The sequence below is a fragment of the Candidatus Neomarinimicrobiota bacterium genome, from assembly GCA_041154365.1.
Classification (GTDB): domain Bacteria; phylum Fidelibacterota; class Fidelibacteria; order Fidelibacterales; family Fidelibacteraceae; genus Fidelibacter; species Fidelibacter multiformis.
The window spans coordinates 40,543-56,962 of record AP035449.1 but is presented as its reverse complement, the minus strand read 5'-3'; the positions used below and the strand labels follow the sequence as shown (position 1 = coordinate 56,962).

Genomic DNA, 16,420 nt, shown 5'->3' with positions numbered 1-16,420 from the left:
CTTTATGATTTCCAGTTACTTGCATACATTTTAAAAGTCCCGGCCGGCTTCATCATTTTATTTCATTTCGAAACCTGTCCTTTTTATATTCATATAATACTTTAAAATGTCTTATCACACATAATATGGAAAAAACAATGACAGAGCATGCCTCTTCCGACCTTCACAAAGGCCTAAAGCTTGTCCATGTCTTTACCATTGCCACCGGGGCAATGATCAGTTCCGGACTCTTCATTCTACCGGGGCTGGCTCATTCCGTCGCCGGTCCGGCAGTGATATGGTCTTATGTGATGGCCGGTTTGCTGGCGGGAATCGGTGCCTTGAGTATGGCGGAACTTTCCTCGGCCATGCCCAAGGCGGGAAGTGATTATTTCTTTGTGATGCGGGGATTTGGGCCAGGTGTAGGTTCTGTTGCAGGCTTATTAAGCTGGTTTTCCCTGACACTGAAAAGTTCTTTTGCCATTGTTGGGATGGCAACATTTGTCCGCCTGATCATCGATTTAAACGGTTTGTTGATTGGTGCCGGACTTGTCCTTTTATTTGTCATTCTGAACACTCTGGGAGTCAAACAGGCCGCCCGGGCACAAACATGGCTTGTGGCCGGACTTCTCATCTTACTGATACTCTATATCATCATCGGTTTCCCAAAAATCAATATATCCAACCTGATCCCTTTTGCCCGGAAAGGAATTGCACCGGTTTTCTCTGCAACCGGACTGGTATTTGTTTCCTACGGGGGCTTGCTGAAAGTCGCCAGTATGGCCGAGGAAGTCCGGGATCCCGGGAACACCATGCCCCGGGGAATTTTACTCTCACTCACAACCGTTATTATTATTTATGCCCTCACTATTACCGTTACCAGTGGATTGTTGGACCCGGAAAAACTGGACAACTCGCTGACTCCCATATCACTGGGGGGCGAACAACTTTTGGGGCAAACGGGTTTTATTGCTATGAGTATCGGAGCCATTCTCGCCTTTGTGTCGACAGCCAATGCAGGACTCATGTCCGCATCACGCTACCTGCTTGCCATGAGCCGCGACAATCTCCTGCCCAAGCCATTCTCCAGAATCAACAAACGGTTTCAAACTCCTCATGTGGCAGTGCTGGTCACCGGCCTCATCATGGCCCTCAGCCTTCTGCTTGAGTTGAAAATTCTCGTCGAAGCCGCCTCAACCGTGTTAATGCTGACCTATATTCTTGCCTGTCTGGGGGTTGTCATTTTGCGGGAAAGCGCCCTTCACAATTATCGGCCCCTTTATAAATCACCCCTCTATCCCTGGCTTCAAATTGCAGGAATTATTGGCCTGATCTATGTGTTATATGAAGTTGGAACCGATGCCTATCTGATTAGCGCCGCACTTATTCTGCTAGCCTTTGCCTATTATTGGTTTTTCGCCCGAAAAGTGGTCAATAAAGAATCTGCACTTCTTCATCTTGTCTCACGTATTACAAATAAACAACTCGTCACCGGCACTCTGGAAGATGAACTGAAACAAATTATCCGGGAAAGGGATGATATCAGTATGGACCGTTTTGATTATCTGGTGGAAAAAGCCCCCATTCTGGATCTGAAAGGAACAGTTTCACGGGATGAGTTATTCCGTCTTAGTGCAAAAAAACTTTCAGGACGCCTGAATATTGATGAGAAGAAACTGACAGAGCTCCTGAAAAAACGTGAAGAAGAAAGCAGCACCCTGTTAACGCCTTCCCTGGCAGTTCCCCATGTGATTGTAGAGGGAACCAACCACTTTGAATTACTCATTGTCAGGGCTAAAGAAGGGATTCAATTTTCAAAAGATTACCCGGGAGTTAAAACCCTCTTTGTCATTGCCGGAACCCGGGACAAGCGGAGTTTTCATTTAAGAGCCCTGGCGGCCATCGCACAGATTGTTCAAAAACGAGACTTTGAAAAACGCTGGTACGAAGCCACCAATGAACAGGGCTTGAGGGATATCATTCTTCTCTCTACGCGGGATCGTTTCAATCAAAACACCTGATCCGTTATCTGCAATATGCCTTATATCTAAATTATCAGTCGATTTAAGTTCTCTCTATATTTATATTTAATATGGTTTTAAAGTGCCCAATTTTTCCTGCCTTCATTGTGAATATGGAATTCCCCTCTTGTGACATATTAATTTCCCGGAGATTTCATGATTAAAAAAAACCTGACGATCCTTATTGTTGAAGATGAGCGTTTGATCGCCCTGGATACAGCAATGCTCCTTGAAGATCATGGATATAAAACACGAATCGCTGAATGTGGCGAATCCGCACTGGACATTGTGAACAATCACGGAGATATTGATCTGATTTTAATGGATATTGACCTGGGGCCTGGTATAGACGGACCGGAAACCGCAAAAATCATTCTCAAAAATCATAGTATTCCCATTGTGTTTCTTACATCACATTCTGAAGAAGATATGGTTGAAAAGGTCCGTTCCATTACCCGATATGGCTATATAATAAAAAACTCCGGGGACTTTGTCCTGCTTTCTTCTATCGAGATGGCGTTTGAGCTTTACGATGCACACATAAAACTTCAAAAACAAATTCGAGCCCTGGAAGAAAGTGAACGCAAACACGAAGTCTTTCTTAATTCTATGGATGATTTGGCATATCTAAAAGATGAATCATTCCGCTATATACTTATCAATGATGCCAACGCGCGATTTTTTGACAAGCGGAAAATGGACATCCTGGGTAAAACTGATTTTGAACTGTTGCCCCGGCAAAATGCGGAAAATTGCCGCTCATCAGACGAAAAGGCCATCCGAGATAACCGAATCATCATCTCAGTAGAGGAAATTGACGGGAGAATCTATGAAGCCCGAAAATTTCCGGTTCCCCTCGGCCAAAATAAAAAGGGGGTCGGCGCTTATATGCGGGATATTACTGAGCAGACTCACATCGAAACCCGTTTAAAAGAAAGCGAAGAAAGATTTCGGACACTGGCAGAATCCACGCCGTTTGCCATCATGATCTACCAGGAGAATTATTGGGTTTACACCAACCCTGCGGGTGAACATATCTCCGGGTTTAGTGCTGAAGAACTCTATCGGCAAAAATTTTGGGAGGTTGTTCATCCTGATTACCGATCCCTGGTCCTGGAAAGAGGTTCGAAACGACAGTCCGGACAAGAAACTACCAATACCTATGAATTTTTGATCCGGCGAAAAGATGGTACTGATCGCTGGGTATATCTAAATGGGCGATCCATTACATATCTGGGAAAACCGGCGGGGCTAATATCCATAGCAGATATCACGGACCGGAAAATCGCCGAAGAGAAACTGAAACTTTCTGAAAGGACCTATAAGAATATTATCAACAGCATTTCGGAAGCCATATTTATTCAGAAGCAGGATGGCATCCTTCTGGATATAAATGACAGGGTGGAAGAGATGTTTGGATACAGCAAACAGGAAATTATTGGAAAAACCCATCATTTCCTGGCAGCTCCGGGACAAAATGATTTGGAAACCATTGATCAGCAGGTGAAAAGTGCATTTGATGGAAAACGGGAACGCTTAATTTTCTGGGCCCGCAAAAAGGACGGCACCATTTCCCCCAAAGAAATAAGTCTTTCTCCGGGAACTTATTTTGGGGAAAAAGTCGTGATTGTAGTGGCCTGGGACATCACCGAACGCTTAAAGCAGGAAGCCATCCTGAAAGAGAGCAAATCGAGATACCAGTCCCTATTCACCGACAACAATTCTGTGATGATTCTTCTGGATCCGGAAACAGGCATCATTGCCAATGCAAACCGGGCGGCCGCCCAATACTACGGCTGGCCTATGGATAAGCTGCGGGGGATGAATATATCAGCGATCAATACACTTCCCTTTGAAAAAATCAAAGCAGCCATGGCAGAATCCAGGGCGGAGCAAAAACAGCAGTTCTATTTTAAACATCGCCTGGCAAGCGGTGAAATCCGGGATGTGGAGGTGTACAGCGGTCCCATTGATATCGGTGGAAAACATCTTCTCTACTCTATCATTCACGACATCACGGCCCGGAAAAAAGCCGAAGAAGCCCTGCGTGAAAGGGAAGAATACCTCTCCATCACCCTACAGTCCATCGGAGATGCCGTAATTGCCACGGATCTTGAAGGCAAGATCACACGTATGAACCCCGTCGCGGAAAATCTTACAGGATGGCACTTTAGGGATGCAAAAGGACAACCGCTTCACGCTGTTTTTCATATTATCAATGTGCATACACGTCAGAAGGTTTTGAATCCTGTTGCCTCTGTATTGAAAACCGGTAAACTTGCCGAACTAGCAAATCATACTGTATTGATCGCCAGAAACGGAAAAGAATTTCACATATCGGACAGTGCGGCTCCTATCATAGATCAGGATGGTAAAATTCACGGTGTAATTCTTGTTTTCTCCAACGTAACGGAAAAATATGAAATCCAGGAAAAAATCCGTGAAAGTGAACGGATGCTTAACACCCTTATCGGCAATCTGCCGGGGATGGTATACCGGTGTAAAAATGTACCGGCCCGGCCCATGGAATTTGTCAGTCCCGGCTCTGTTAATCTTACAGGGTATTCTCCGGAGGATTTTTATACAAAGTCATCCCTGTATCAAGAAATCATTCATCCTGACGACCGGGATAAAGTGTGGGATGATATCCAGAAAGCTGTCCATCAAAGAAAAAACTTCAGTATTCAATACCGGATTCTTGATGTAAATAAAATGGAAAAATGGGTTCATGAGCTGGGACAAGGCGTGTTTTCAGATGAGGGAAAGATGATTGCTTTGGAAGGATTTATCCGCGACATGACACCACAAATGAAGGCATATATTGAAATAAAAAACCTTTTAAAAGAGAAGGAAATACTCCTCCGGGAGGTTCACCACAGGACAAAGAACAACATGAACACCATGGCAAGCCTCTTATCCCTTCAGGAAAAACAACTGGACAACGAAAAAGCCATATCTGCCCTGAAGGACGCCAGAAACAGGATTGGGACTATGGTTTCCGTGTATGATAAACTCTTTAAATCGGACAATTTCCGGGAAATGTCCGCCCCCTTTTACCTGAATGATTTGATACAAAAAGTCTGTGCTTCCTTCAAAGATCCGGAAAAAATCAAAATTCAAAAAAAGATTCAGAATATCACACTGGATTCCAATGCCCTTTTTACCATTGGCCTGATGATCAATGAACTCCTGACCAATTCAGAAAAATATGCCTTTCCGGGTGATCGCCGTGGAGAAATATCCATTGAACTTCTACAAAAGGAGCCGGGGATTCTGGCCCTCCAATATGCAGACAATGGAGTGGGCATATCTGAAAATTCCCTTCAAGGGCAGTCCGATGGTTTTGGCTTAAAACTGGTCCATTTGCTGACAGATCAGCTTAAGGGTACAATCTCCCTGGAGAGGGAAAAGGGGACACGGTATACCATCACATTTCCCATACAACACACCATGAAAAAATCATAAACGGGAGGGGCAACTATGTACAATCCGGGCTTCAGTGCAGATGCATTTCAAATCATCATAAACTTTTTACCTATTTTTGGTGCCGGGTATCTGCTTTTAGGTCTCATCAGCGACCGAAACAGGGATATTCAAGGTGGATTTTTCTTTTCTTTGCTCATGATTGCGTCATCTGTGTATACTTTTGGTTACTATTTTGAGGTTCACAGCTCTGATGTGGATACGGCTTTTATGTATTTATCCATTGAGTATATTGGTTTGGCCTTTTTAGGAACTTTGTGGGTGCTTTTTATCATGGAATATACCGGGCGTTTCATGAAATATCGCAGGTATATTGCAACATTCATGGTATTATTTTCTCTGATTACGCTCTTCGTTGTGAATTCCAACCCGGCTCATGAGCTGTACTATCAAAACCTGGGGCTCGTCAAACTGGAGCACCTGTCTCTTGTGACATTTGACAGAGGTCCCTGGTACTGGATTTTCGTTTCGTATACCAACATCTGTTTTCTTATCGGTACCATACTGCTTCTTTATACCTGGTATACAAGTAATGAGGCTGTTCGAAAACGCTTTTTTCTTCTTTTTATTGGGTCATTATTTCCCTGGATCTCTCTTATCATCAATCAGGTGTCCCATAACAACCTGAAAATCGATTTTGGTCCCTTCGGAATCCTTGCTGCGGCCTTGATTTTCATCTATAACATTTATGCCTATAAGCTTTTCGAGCTCCTCCCTGCAGCAAAAAAAACAGTTTTTGAATCCATGCAGGACGGGGTGGTCATTCTTAACCGGGAAAACCTTGTAACAGAGTGCAATCAGGCAGCTGAGCGCCTTTTAGGAAAACATTTAACGCAAAAAGGCGCTGATGCAGCCTCCCTTTTTAACCAGGAAACACTCCAAAAAATTCTGAATTCCCATCAGAACGATGAAGATATTACAATCCCCTATAAACAAAACGGTTCCGAAATTGTTTTAAGTATCCGGGCTTCGCAAATTTCAGATCATATGGGAGAAAATAACGGAACCCTTTTGATACTCCGGGATGTTACAACCCAAATTGCGGACGAAGAAGAAATCCGAAACCTGTTGGCAGAAAAGGAAATACTCCTAAGGGAGGTACACCATCGTATTAAAAACAACATGAACACCATTGCCGGCTTTTTAACCCTCCAGGCCAGGAACATGGCAGATCAGGGAGCCATCATCGCTCTTCAGGAAGCAAAAAACAAGATTTCAGGTATGATGATGATCTATGACAAACTCATGCATACCAACGATTTTACCAATATTTCTTCTGCAGATTATCTAAATCAGCTGATAGACTACATTACATCATCCTATGACAACGAATCGAAAATACACATCAAAAGACAAATTGATGACGAAATTCTGGATTCAAAAATCATGTTTCAGCTGGGCATTATACTGAATGAACTGTTAACCAATTCCTACAAATATGCCTTCCCAAACCGGAACGACGGCCTGATTGATATCTGTTTCAGGGTTGAAAGCCACACCCTCACACTCATCTACAGAGATAACGGGAATGTTCTTCCCGAAGAGGTCATGGAAAAAACAAAACCCGGGCTCGGACTTAGTCTTATATCCCTTCTGGTCCGCCAGTTGAAAGGGACACTGGAGATCAACCGCAGAGAGGGGACAGAATTCAAAATAGTCATCAGGGAAACCTAAAAGCTGAACAAAATTATTCGAAATAAAAACCGCATTCTTTACCACACTTATTCGGGAAAAACCGTCCTCATCCATTTAAGTGTTTTCCGTTTCTCATTTTTATAGAGAAAATATGAGATAAAGGAGGTGACCAGGGCACCGGCGCTTCCCAATATCAGGTCGGACATGGTGTCCCGAAGGCCACTTCCCTGGTAGGGGCGACCGATCAGACTGGTTTCCTTTGGGAGATCCCATTTCTGCATGGCAGTTTCAAAATAAACATCCATCAAAAATTCAAAAATTTCCCAAAATACAGCGATGGTCACAGAAAAAGTGAACGCAAAAAGAGCGATCAGGAGGGGATTAAAATCCATACTGTATTTGTGATTAATTTTATAGACAATTAAAAAGCCAATAAATCCAATCATCACACCGGAAAGCGCATGCAGGAGGTCATCCCACCAAAACACCCGGTAATACATATCAAAACGGGCACTCAGATATACACCGGCATACATAAAGAGAATCAACAGAAGTTCCAGTTGTTGGGGAAAATGAATATGCCGCCATTTTTCAATATAATCGGGCAAAAAGGAGAGGATCAGGGCCAAAATAGCCAGAAAAAACAATTCGGATTGATCGGTCGTAGCTTCAAGGACTTCTCCTTTATTAACTTCGGCGTCCTTATAAATATCCAGCACAACCACCAGCCCATTCAGGAGAATTGAACTTATCAGCAGTATCCGAATCACCCAGATGATGCTCTCCGGATTAAGCAGATGTATTTTCCGTTTTCGCCGCTTTCCAGACATCCCCATCCTTAATAAGTATTTTCGTTGCTAATATGCAAAATACGCGTTTCTTTTCAAACCCTTAACATTCCAACGTCTCAACATTTAAACGTAATTTGCATTTCTCAAAACATCCTGATATATTTAAAAAATGAGTGAGCACTCACTTGTATCATTTACAACACGGAGAAAAAGGGCATGGCAAAAAAACAGGAGCGTTACAATCAGATTTTACAGGCCGCTTATGACTTGCTTGAAAGCGGCAATTTTCAGAATATGACCACGGCCCGGATCGCCGCCCTGGCAGGTGTGGCAGAAGGTACCATCTACCGGTATTTTAAAAATAAGCGCCATCTCCTGTTTGAAGTACTGGACTTCTACGGCCAGGCCATCGCAGATCGCATTTTCTCCAAAGTGTCTTCCCGTCAAAATTTAAAAGCAAACCTTAGGCACTTTGTGGACGGCTTTTTTCTGTCTCTTCAACAGGATGTCCCCTTTTTCCGTGTCATGCACAAGGTCCTGAGCGAAATTGATGACCCTGAGATATATCCTTTGCTTCGGGACACATTTATCCGTCACTCCAAAAGCATCCGGGAGGTTTTTGAATGGGCCCGGCAAAAAGGAGAAATTCACCTGACAGATGAAGAAACAGATAATCTGGTCCATGGGCTGTGGGGTATTGCAGACGGTTTTATGATTCGGGTGGTCCTTCAAATCCATACGCCGATCCTGAAACGGGAAGTGAATTACATGGTCTCTGTATTTACCCGCCAACTCTTCAATGAGGAATAAATGATGGATAAGATATTAAGATATCCCAAAACTATCATTGCCACCATCCTTTTGATCACGGCTTTCTTTGGATACCAATTGCCTCAAATCCGGATCAATAATGACCTTTCCCTGTTCCTGGGCGAGAACAACCCGGCAAAAACCGCCTACGATGCCATGCAGGATGTTTATAAGAGTACCGATGCCATGGTTATTGCCCTGCACAATCCCTACAGTAGCATACTGACACCTGAAACACTGACATTGATTGATGATCTCACCCGACACCTGGACACCATCCCCCTGATCCGTTCCGTCATGAGCCTGACGAATGCCGATTATATCACCGGATCACCGGAAGGATTGCTTGTGGAGCCACTCCTTCCGGAAGGACAATGGGATGATCACGTGGTAAATACCCTGAAATCCCGCCTTCTCTCCTGGCCGGAAATGTACCGGCTGATGCTCTATAGTGATGATATGAAATCCACCCAGATCATGATCTACATGGAATCCGGTCTGGAAGTGGAGAAACTTGAAAGTGCCTATGAAAAAACTCAGGCCGTGTTGAACGACAGAGACATGGGAAATCTTGAAATCTATCTGGCCGGGGCTCCGGCTATTTCTGTCATCCTCAAGGAAAAGATGTATAATGACATGAAACAATTGATCCCTGTCGTTGTTCTGGTGATTCTGGTGATTCTTTTTCTCTCCTTCCGAACCTCAGCCGGTGTTATTTTACCTCTGGTCACGGTGGCCATTGCCAGCATCTGGACACTGGGACTCATGAGCCTTCTGAACATTCATCTAACGATGGTAGGAACGGCCATACCCGTTATTCTCATCAGTGTAGGAAGCGCTTATTGCATTCACCTGTTGAGTCACTATTATGACGAAATCTACCAATTAAGATCCTCTGTTGATACACAGGACGAGCATCGCACAGTCATCCGGAATGTCTTACATCATGTGGGGGTTCCCATTGCCCTCACAGCACTCACCACAATGGTGGGATTCGGTTCACTGGTCAGCAGTTCAATCATTCCCCTGAGGGAAAGCGGCATTTTCCTGGCCTTCGGGGTCTTAACCGCTTTGGGAATCACACTGCTTTTTGTCCCGTCCCTGCTCATTCTGAGACAACATCAATTAAAAGGGAAAGACTCCTCCCTTTCTGGAAAACAAAGCTCCCGGATGGACCGCTTTCTTTTGTTTTTCTACGATTTCTTTGTCCGGCACAGTGTTCGTAACCTGCTGATAACATTAGTAATTATCGCCCTTTGTTTCGTGGGGATGAATCAAATACTTGTCGATACAAACATGATTGAAACATTCCGCTCAGAAACACCCATTGCCCAGGCAGACCGTTTTCAAAATGAAACATTTGGCGGGACAACTCTGTTGAGTGTGATTGTTGACGGTGGCGAAAAGGGTGCCCTTTTGAATCCGGAGATTCTTCAGGCGGTGGATCAGTGTGCTGATTATTTGGAGCGGGAAATCCCCCTGGTGGGTAAGGTGACAACACTTACCGATCTGATCAAACGAATGAATCAAATTATGCACATTCCACCGAATGATAAGGAATTAAAACAAACGACCACGCCACAAAACTTACAGGAGGATTCAGGTTTTTCTTATGAGGATTTCGAAGATTCAAACGAGAATATGATAGAAGAATCCGGGTTTACATTTGAAGATATGGAATCCGATATGGAACCTCACGTAACTCCAAACACAGAAACATCGGCACACACGGCTGAACCATTTGATTACCCGGTCCTTTCGGCAGAAAATATCATGCCTCTTCTTCACGACATACGCAGGGATCATGGCACTGGGGACCTTACGGCAGACCGGCTGATTGATGAATTGGCACGACGGACCAATTATAAAGGAGCGGCATATTATGAAATTCCGACGGATCCATCCAGGTATCCGGCGGCCCGTGGAGAGCTTCAAAACTTAATTGCCCAGTATCTGTTACTCTACAGCGGTTCGTTGGGCGAATTTGCCGACGATCCCCTGGAACCATCCCAAACACGGATGATTGTCCAGATGAAATCCCCAAGAAATGCTCATGTCCTGGATGTAGAAGATAAAATCCTGGATTACGCCAGGAACACCTTTCCGGAAGGATATTCTGTCCAGGTGACCGGCCTGGGAAAACTCACCTGTTCCGTTAATGATCTTGTGATCCGGTCCCAAACCACCAGTATTATCACCTCTCTTCTGATTGTTTTTTCTATCATCGCTATCTCATACCATTCTTTTCTGGCAGGGTTGTACGGTATTATCACACTTTCTCTTTCCCTCCTGATCAATTTCGGGGTCATGGGTTTTTTCAATATCAAGCTGGATATGGGATCTTCCATGGTGGCATCTGTCGCGATTGGTATCGGTATCGATTATACCATCCATTTCCTCAGCGCTTATCGCCGTGAACGGGAAAAGACCAGCAATCTGGAAATCGTAACCAAAAAAACACTGACCACTGCCGGTAAGGCCATCCTTTTCAATGCACTTGCCGTCGGAGCCGGATTTGCCGTTCTTATATATTCCAATTTCACACCTCTGGAAAACCTGGGCGTATTGATTGCCCTGACCATGTTTACATCCTCTTTCGGAGCCCTGACGGTCCTGCCGGCTCTTTTAAATACTTTTAAACCCCGGTTTATTCTTAAAACAGGGAGGAAATCATGAAATTCACAGGCATTATCCTTTCACTGCTCATGTCATCTCAGATCCTATGGGCCTTGACAGGACAGGATATCATAGACAAAATGGAGGCTCGGGATCAGGGAGAAACCATGCATTCCATCATGAAAATGACCCTGATTGATAAAGACGGAGAAGAAACAGAACGGATCATTGAAACATGGTCAATGGTGTATGATACAGAAAAAGACCTTCACCAAAGTGTGATGGAATTCAAATCACCGGCGACCGTTAAAGGGACCCGGTTTCTGCAAATTCAACAGGCAGACCGGGATGATGATCAGTGGATTTATCTGCCGGCCCTTGGCCAGGTTCGCCGCATTGCTGCTTCAGAAGGAAGCTCATCCTTTATGGGATCGGATTTTACCTATGATGATATGCAACTTCAGAACAGCCGGACCAACGAAGAACATACACTTCTCCGGGAAGAAACCCTGGATTCATATCCCTGCTGGATCATCGAAAGCAAAAGTACCCAACCCGATGATCATGCTTATGATAAGCTGGTGTCCTGGATTAGCAAGGATCACCTGATACCTGTTAGGGTTGAGTTTTATGACAAGAAAGACGAAAAACTGCTGAAAGTGATGACCGTAAAACAGAATATCCAAAAAATTGATGGCATCTGGACTGTTTTTGAAACAAAAATGGAAAATGTCCGGGAAAATCATATCACCCTTTTAACCATTCTTCGAAATGCCGACGGATTACCCTTTATTGAATACAATAAAAAGATAGACCCGCGACGGTTCACCCGGAATTTTCTCCAGACCGGCCGTGCGGAATAGGAGGTAACATAATGAAAAAACTCTTCTGTTTATTCTTTCTGCTCCTGATTGGAACTTACGTATCCGGCCAAAGTGCCTTTGATACCCAAAGCGTCTTTGAAGCAGATGAGGCATCTTCCGTCTCTCCATTAACCTGGTCCGGATACTATGAATTTGAACCCCGTTTTTTTATCAAAGACCTGGCTCCTGCAGACCATGAAACAATCCATGTGCTGGATCTGTCCTTTCAAATTGACAAAGAAAAGATTGCCATGAAAGGAGATTTCAGGGTGCATCATACCGGCGATGTAAACCTGAGTCTGAATGAACTCTATGTATCGGCCTATCTGGGCCGGGTTCAGATACATGCGGGAAACCAGGTGATTGTATGGGGAAAGGGCGATGAGCTTCACATTCTGGATGTAATCAATGCAGATGATTACTGGGATTTTTTCTTCCCGGATTACCTGCGGAGGCGGCGGGGAGAAAACATGGTGAGAATTAATACCATCATCGGCCCCTATGACTGGAATACAAATTTGGAAATTGTGTACACGCCGGGATTTTCAAAAATGACATTTCCCGCGTCGGGTCCCTGGCAGCCCCCGGTATACCAGGCCTTGTACACCATACTGGAGGCCTATCCCGGAATTGTACTCTCTGAAGAAAGCTATGATGAACTTGAGGACGGACAACTTGCCGCCCGTTGGACCCAAACCGTGGGGCGTTTTGATCTTGGATTTTCTGTATACCGGGGAAAACTTCGCACTCCATCTGTGCGTTTTACCCCCGATCCAACGAGTTCCCCGGATCCGACAGGAACAATCACACTTCTCAACAATCCTGTAACCGTTATCGGTATGGAAGGCGGAACAGCTTTGGGAAAACTGAATCTCCGGGGAGAAGCCGGCCGGTATATTACAGCCGATACGAAAGGAAACAAGCCGTATATCCATAACTCGAAATGGTCTCTATTGGTGGGCGGGGATATTAACCTTCCCATTCATCATCTCAATCTGAATATTCAGTATCAAAAAGATTTTGTTCCGGAAGAAAAAATGAATCCCATGCTCCCCGGTTTTGAAGATATTGCAAAAGGACTGGCGATTCAGCTTGGCCTGGAACCGGCTCTGTTTGAAGGAGGAATTTTAAATAATTACTATGATTTCCATCTCCTCACCACACGGCTGGCAGACAGTTTTTTCAGGGAACAGTTCAAGCCTGAAATTCAATGGGTTTATAATATGGAAGCAAAAGATTACATGATCACACTGAAATTGAATCAGAAATTGACTGAAGGCTTGTATGTCACCGGTATATATCGACGTTTTGAGGGAAAACCGGGAACCTTGTTCGGGCAATACAATAACAATGATTTTATCTCATTGCGGATGGAATATCAATTTTAAATAGTGATATCAGGATGATATACTTCGATACTGGTTTTCCGGGTGTCTGAACCGGTAAGAGTAACAAATCTTAAAGTGTAGGGAGTAAAGAGATGTGTTCCCTGTGAGTTTTAGGCGTAATACATGGACATAACCATGTTTTTTGAGATAATAATCTGAATTCTTGAAGCAGGGTGGATGTGAGTTCAATTGATTATAATATATGAAAATTCCTATCTCTTTGCGCCCCCGGGGACAAAATAACACCGGGCATTTAAAGGCGCAAGTTTATATTATTCTTCATATATTAAATTCAACTGTTCAGATTCATCTCCTTCTTTTCTTTTCATTGTCCACCTGATCATATAACTTTCATTTGAAACAAAAAGCAAAAAAGTGATGACGGATAAGCCTACCATTACATATCCATGCACCTGGACCTTCCGTATCATCGGAAAGAATCCATCTGCAATAAAACATGCCGTGTCTACCCTTATCCCCAATATGGATTCCTATTCGTTGAAACCGGGAAACACCAGTAAAAAAGGGAATTATGTCAGCTGGCACCTGACTCTTGTCGTTTTATCCGAAGATCAAAAAAATACTTATAAAAAAGATCTGTTGAAACAACCTGGCATCCATTTCATTCTTTAAATAAAATGTGATCATATTATTCAATTTAAAATATATAGTAAATATAAAATAATATTGATGTGTCGGGTTGTTTTTCGTAAACTTTCCCATGTTACAAAAACACCAAATCTTTTGTCTTCTTTTACTTCCCGTGTATCTGTACGGTGTGGAATTTATTTCCCATGCAATGGGCCGGAGTGGACTAGCCTGGCTTGATATCACTCCATTTACTGACTCTACGGATGTGTCTTCAAAGAATACATACATCATACGGGGATATCATACTTCGTTCATCAGGGAAGGAGGCTTAGGTTTCCTTCACAAGAAGAAAAAAAATACGGTCGGGCTGGATTGTACCTTTCAATTCCACGAGTTGCTGGCTTCTCAAACATTTGATCTTCAGATGACTCGGAACCTTACTCCCTATCTGGCCGGTTATCTGTCTTTAAACTGGACACGGGCATCTCCGGCTGAAACAAGAACCGCTCATGAATTCTCTCTTTCATGGCGACTGCTGCTGCACCCTATCCCGGATTTTTACACCAGCCTAGGCTACGATTTCCTGCCGGGATTCACTCTTCCTAAAGAACGTTTCACCCTCAATTCGCCGGCATGGTTCGGAACCATTGGAATACGCTTGTTGTCCGAAATCTATCTGACTGCCGGTGTATATTGCCGGGATGGTTTCCCGCCGGATTGGGGCTGGGGTTCATCGTTCAAGCCCGGACCTTTCACAGCATGGAATGCAGCCTGGTTTAGCCTGAGCCGTGCCTTTCATGCCTCCTTTTCACTTTTTTACCGTTCCTGGAGTTTTCAATGGCAGTGCCGCTGGCATCCCTCTCTCGGTTTATGTTATGGATCTTCTGTTTTACGGGATTTTTAAATCTGCTTTATGCCAACACAGCCCTGCTTTTCAGAGAAGATCCGGAATTTTTACAACTGAACCTGGATTCCGTTGCAAGTGGAAATATCCGCTTTCAAATCCGGACTGGCAGTGACTATCCCTACTCTCATCGGGCAAATATTACGCTGACTCCGGCATTTTCTTTCAGAACTTTCGGACAGGCCGGTTTTGAGAAAAGCCGGAATACCAGTTCTATCCACTTTAAAGCCAATAAGATTTCACTAGGTGCCGGACCGGTCCTGATTTCACACGCCCGGGGCTGGATTGTGGGTAAAGCCACAGCCCGAAGATCCCTGTATCCGGGAAATACTGAACTTAAACAGTCAATCGCCCTTCGTAAAGGACCCTATACCCATTCCCCTTATTCGGGATATGCATCTGTGGATCTGCAGAAACTGTCTGCAACACTTTTTCTCAGCGAAAAAGGTTGGGGTGCTTCCCTTGAGATCCGGTATCCAAACCATACCATGGCACTGTATCATAGTCCGGACCAATGGCAGGAAAGCATGATTCAAATCTGTGGAAAGCATTTTCTGGCACAATCAAATATCTCGTACCACTGGTATGACAAACAATGGGGACATGCGTGTGGAAACCTGACGATCAAGGGGAAACGAACCCGGGTTATTTTTCTGGCTTACACAACATCAACCGGTTTTAATCCCCATTATGGTAAACATCCCTGGTTCGGCGGTGACGAAGGAGGTTGCACAGGATTTGGATGGGGCCTTTCTGTCAGCACCCGGGCTGGACACACGCTCAAAACAACCTTAGCACAACAAATCAGAGCCGATGGCGATGACAGAAAAACCGAACTGTACCTTTCATCTCATATTGGAAAGATGAAATCCGAGACACTCCTGCGCCTGATTTTTGAACAGACGATCGGCGAATCCTCCACATTTCCAGCCCTTCTCACATACATCAAGAACCACCTCTTTACGTTCAAACAAGCCTTTATTTTGCCAATTACATCCTGGATAGAATTACAAAACATCTGGCTGGTATCTACAGATTTCCATCAACCGGCCTCTGCTGGTATTGTTCTGATGACATTGAAGCACAACAAAACTACTTTAAAAATTCAAATCAGCCAGATAATGGGTGGCAGTTCAGATATGTGGTATACCCGGCTCTATTGTGGCAAGCAGCCCGTGATCCAAAAAGCCGGAAAAGAAAATCTTTCCACCCTGGATATCACCTGTTATCACCCTGTTCATACAGTAAGAACAGGATTTGGATTTTCGATAAGTCGTGAGGATATTCGGGCTGTTGTTCAATTGCAAATTGCTTTGGATTCCATGAACCGGTAAATTAT

Annotated in this window: 11 protein-coding genes; 10 read left to right on the top strand and 1 reads right to left on the bottom strand. The window is 44.1% G+C overall.

The features are described 5' to 3' along the window. Positions 1 to 137 precede the first annotated feature (137 nt). From strainIA91_RS00205 to strainIA91_RS00195, 3 genes are all read left to right on the top strand, one after another. The gene (locus strainIA91_RS00205; protein WP_400167072.1) at positions 138 to 2,000 is read left to right on the top strand and encodes an amino acid permease; all 1,863 of its coding nucleotides are present in this window, start codon (positions 138 to 140) and stop codon (positions 1,998 to 2,000) included. 156 nt (positions 2,001 to 2,156) lie between these two features. Next, complete coding sequence (locus tag strainIA91_RS00200) at positions 2,157 to 5,465, top strand: PAS domain S-box protein (protein ID WP_400167071.1); 3,309 nt, start codon at positions 2,157 to 2,159, stop codon at positions 5,463 to 5,465. Between the two features lie 15 nt (positions 5,466 to 5,480). After that, complete coding sequence (locus strainIA91_RS00195) at positions 5,481 to 7,157, top strand: histidine kinase N-terminal 7TM domain-containing protein (RefSeq protein WP_400167069.1); 1,677 nt, start codon at positions 5,481 to 5,483, stop codon at positions 7,155 to 7,157. A 47-nt stretch (positions 7,158 to 7,204) separates the two neighbouring features. Here strainIA91_RS00195 and strainIA91_RS00190 read toward each other — a convergent pair whose 3' ends face one another. Continuing rightward, positions 7,205 to 7,948, bottom strand: a complete 744-nt coding sequence (locus strainIA91_RS00190; protein WP_400167068.1) for a hypothetical protein — start codon at positions 7,946 to 7,948, stop codon at positions 7,205 to 7,207. Between the two features lie 177 nt (positions 7,949 to 8,125). On the opposite strand from strainIA91_RS00190, the gene strainIA91_RS00185 reads away from it, so the two are divergent. From strainIA91_RS00185 to strainIA91_RS00155, 7 genes are all read left to right on the top strand, one after another. Beyond that, complete coding sequence (locus strainIA91_RS00185) at positions 8,126 to 8,719, top strand: TetR/AcrR family transcriptional regulator (protein WP_400167067.1); 594 nt, start codon at positions 8,126 to 8,128, stop codon at positions 8,717 to 8,719. Beyond that, positions 8,720 to 11,395: an RND family transporter gene (locus strainIA91_RS00180; protein WP_400167066.1), complete on the top strand. Its 2,676-nt coding sequence runs from the start codon at positions 8,720 to 8,722 to the stop codon at positions 11,393 to 11,395. It begins immediately after the preceding gene. Next, positions 11,392 to 12,198 carry an outer membrane lipoprotein-sorting protein gene (locus strainIA91_RS00175; protein WP_400167065.1) on the top strand — a complete coding sequence of 269 codons (807 nt, stop codon included), beginning with the start codon at positions 11,392 to 11,394 and terminating at the stop codon, positions 12,196 to 12,198. The genes strainIA91_RS00180 and strainIA91_RS00175 overlap by 4 nt, the downstream gene beginning before the upstream one ends. A gap of 11 nt (positions 12,199 to 12,209) precedes the next feature. Beyond that, positions 12,210 to 13,586 carry a hypothetical protein gene (locus tag strainIA91_RS00170; protein WP_400167064.1) on the top strand — a complete coding sequence of 459 codons (1,377 nt, stop codon included), beginning with the start codon at positions 12,210 to 12,212 and terminating at the stop codon, positions 13,584 to 13,586. Positions 13,587 to 13,964: 378 nt separating this feature from the next. Further along, positions 13,965 to 14,219, top strand: a complete 255-nt coding sequence (locus tag strainIA91_RS00165) for a DUF493 domain-containing protein (RefSeq protein ID WP_400168272.1) — start codon at positions 13,965 to 13,967, stop codon at positions 14,217 to 14,219. Positions 14,220 to 14,307: 88 nt separating this feature from the next. After that, the gene (locus strainIA91_RS00160; protein ID WP_400167062.1) at positions 14,308 to 15,081 is read left to right on the top strand and encodes a hypothetical protein; all 774 of its coding nucleotides are present in this window, start codon (positions 14,308 to 14,310) and stop codon (positions 15,079 to 15,081) included. Continuing rightward, a complete protein-coding gene (locus strainIA91_RS00155; RefSeq protein WP_400167060.1) occupies positions 15,015 to 16,415 on the top strand; it encodes a hypothetical protein in 1,401 nt (466 codons plus the stop codon). Before strainIA91_RS00160 ends, strainIA91_RS00155 begins: the two co-directional genes overlap by 67 nt. Positions 16,416 to 16,420: the final 5 nt, after the last annotated feature.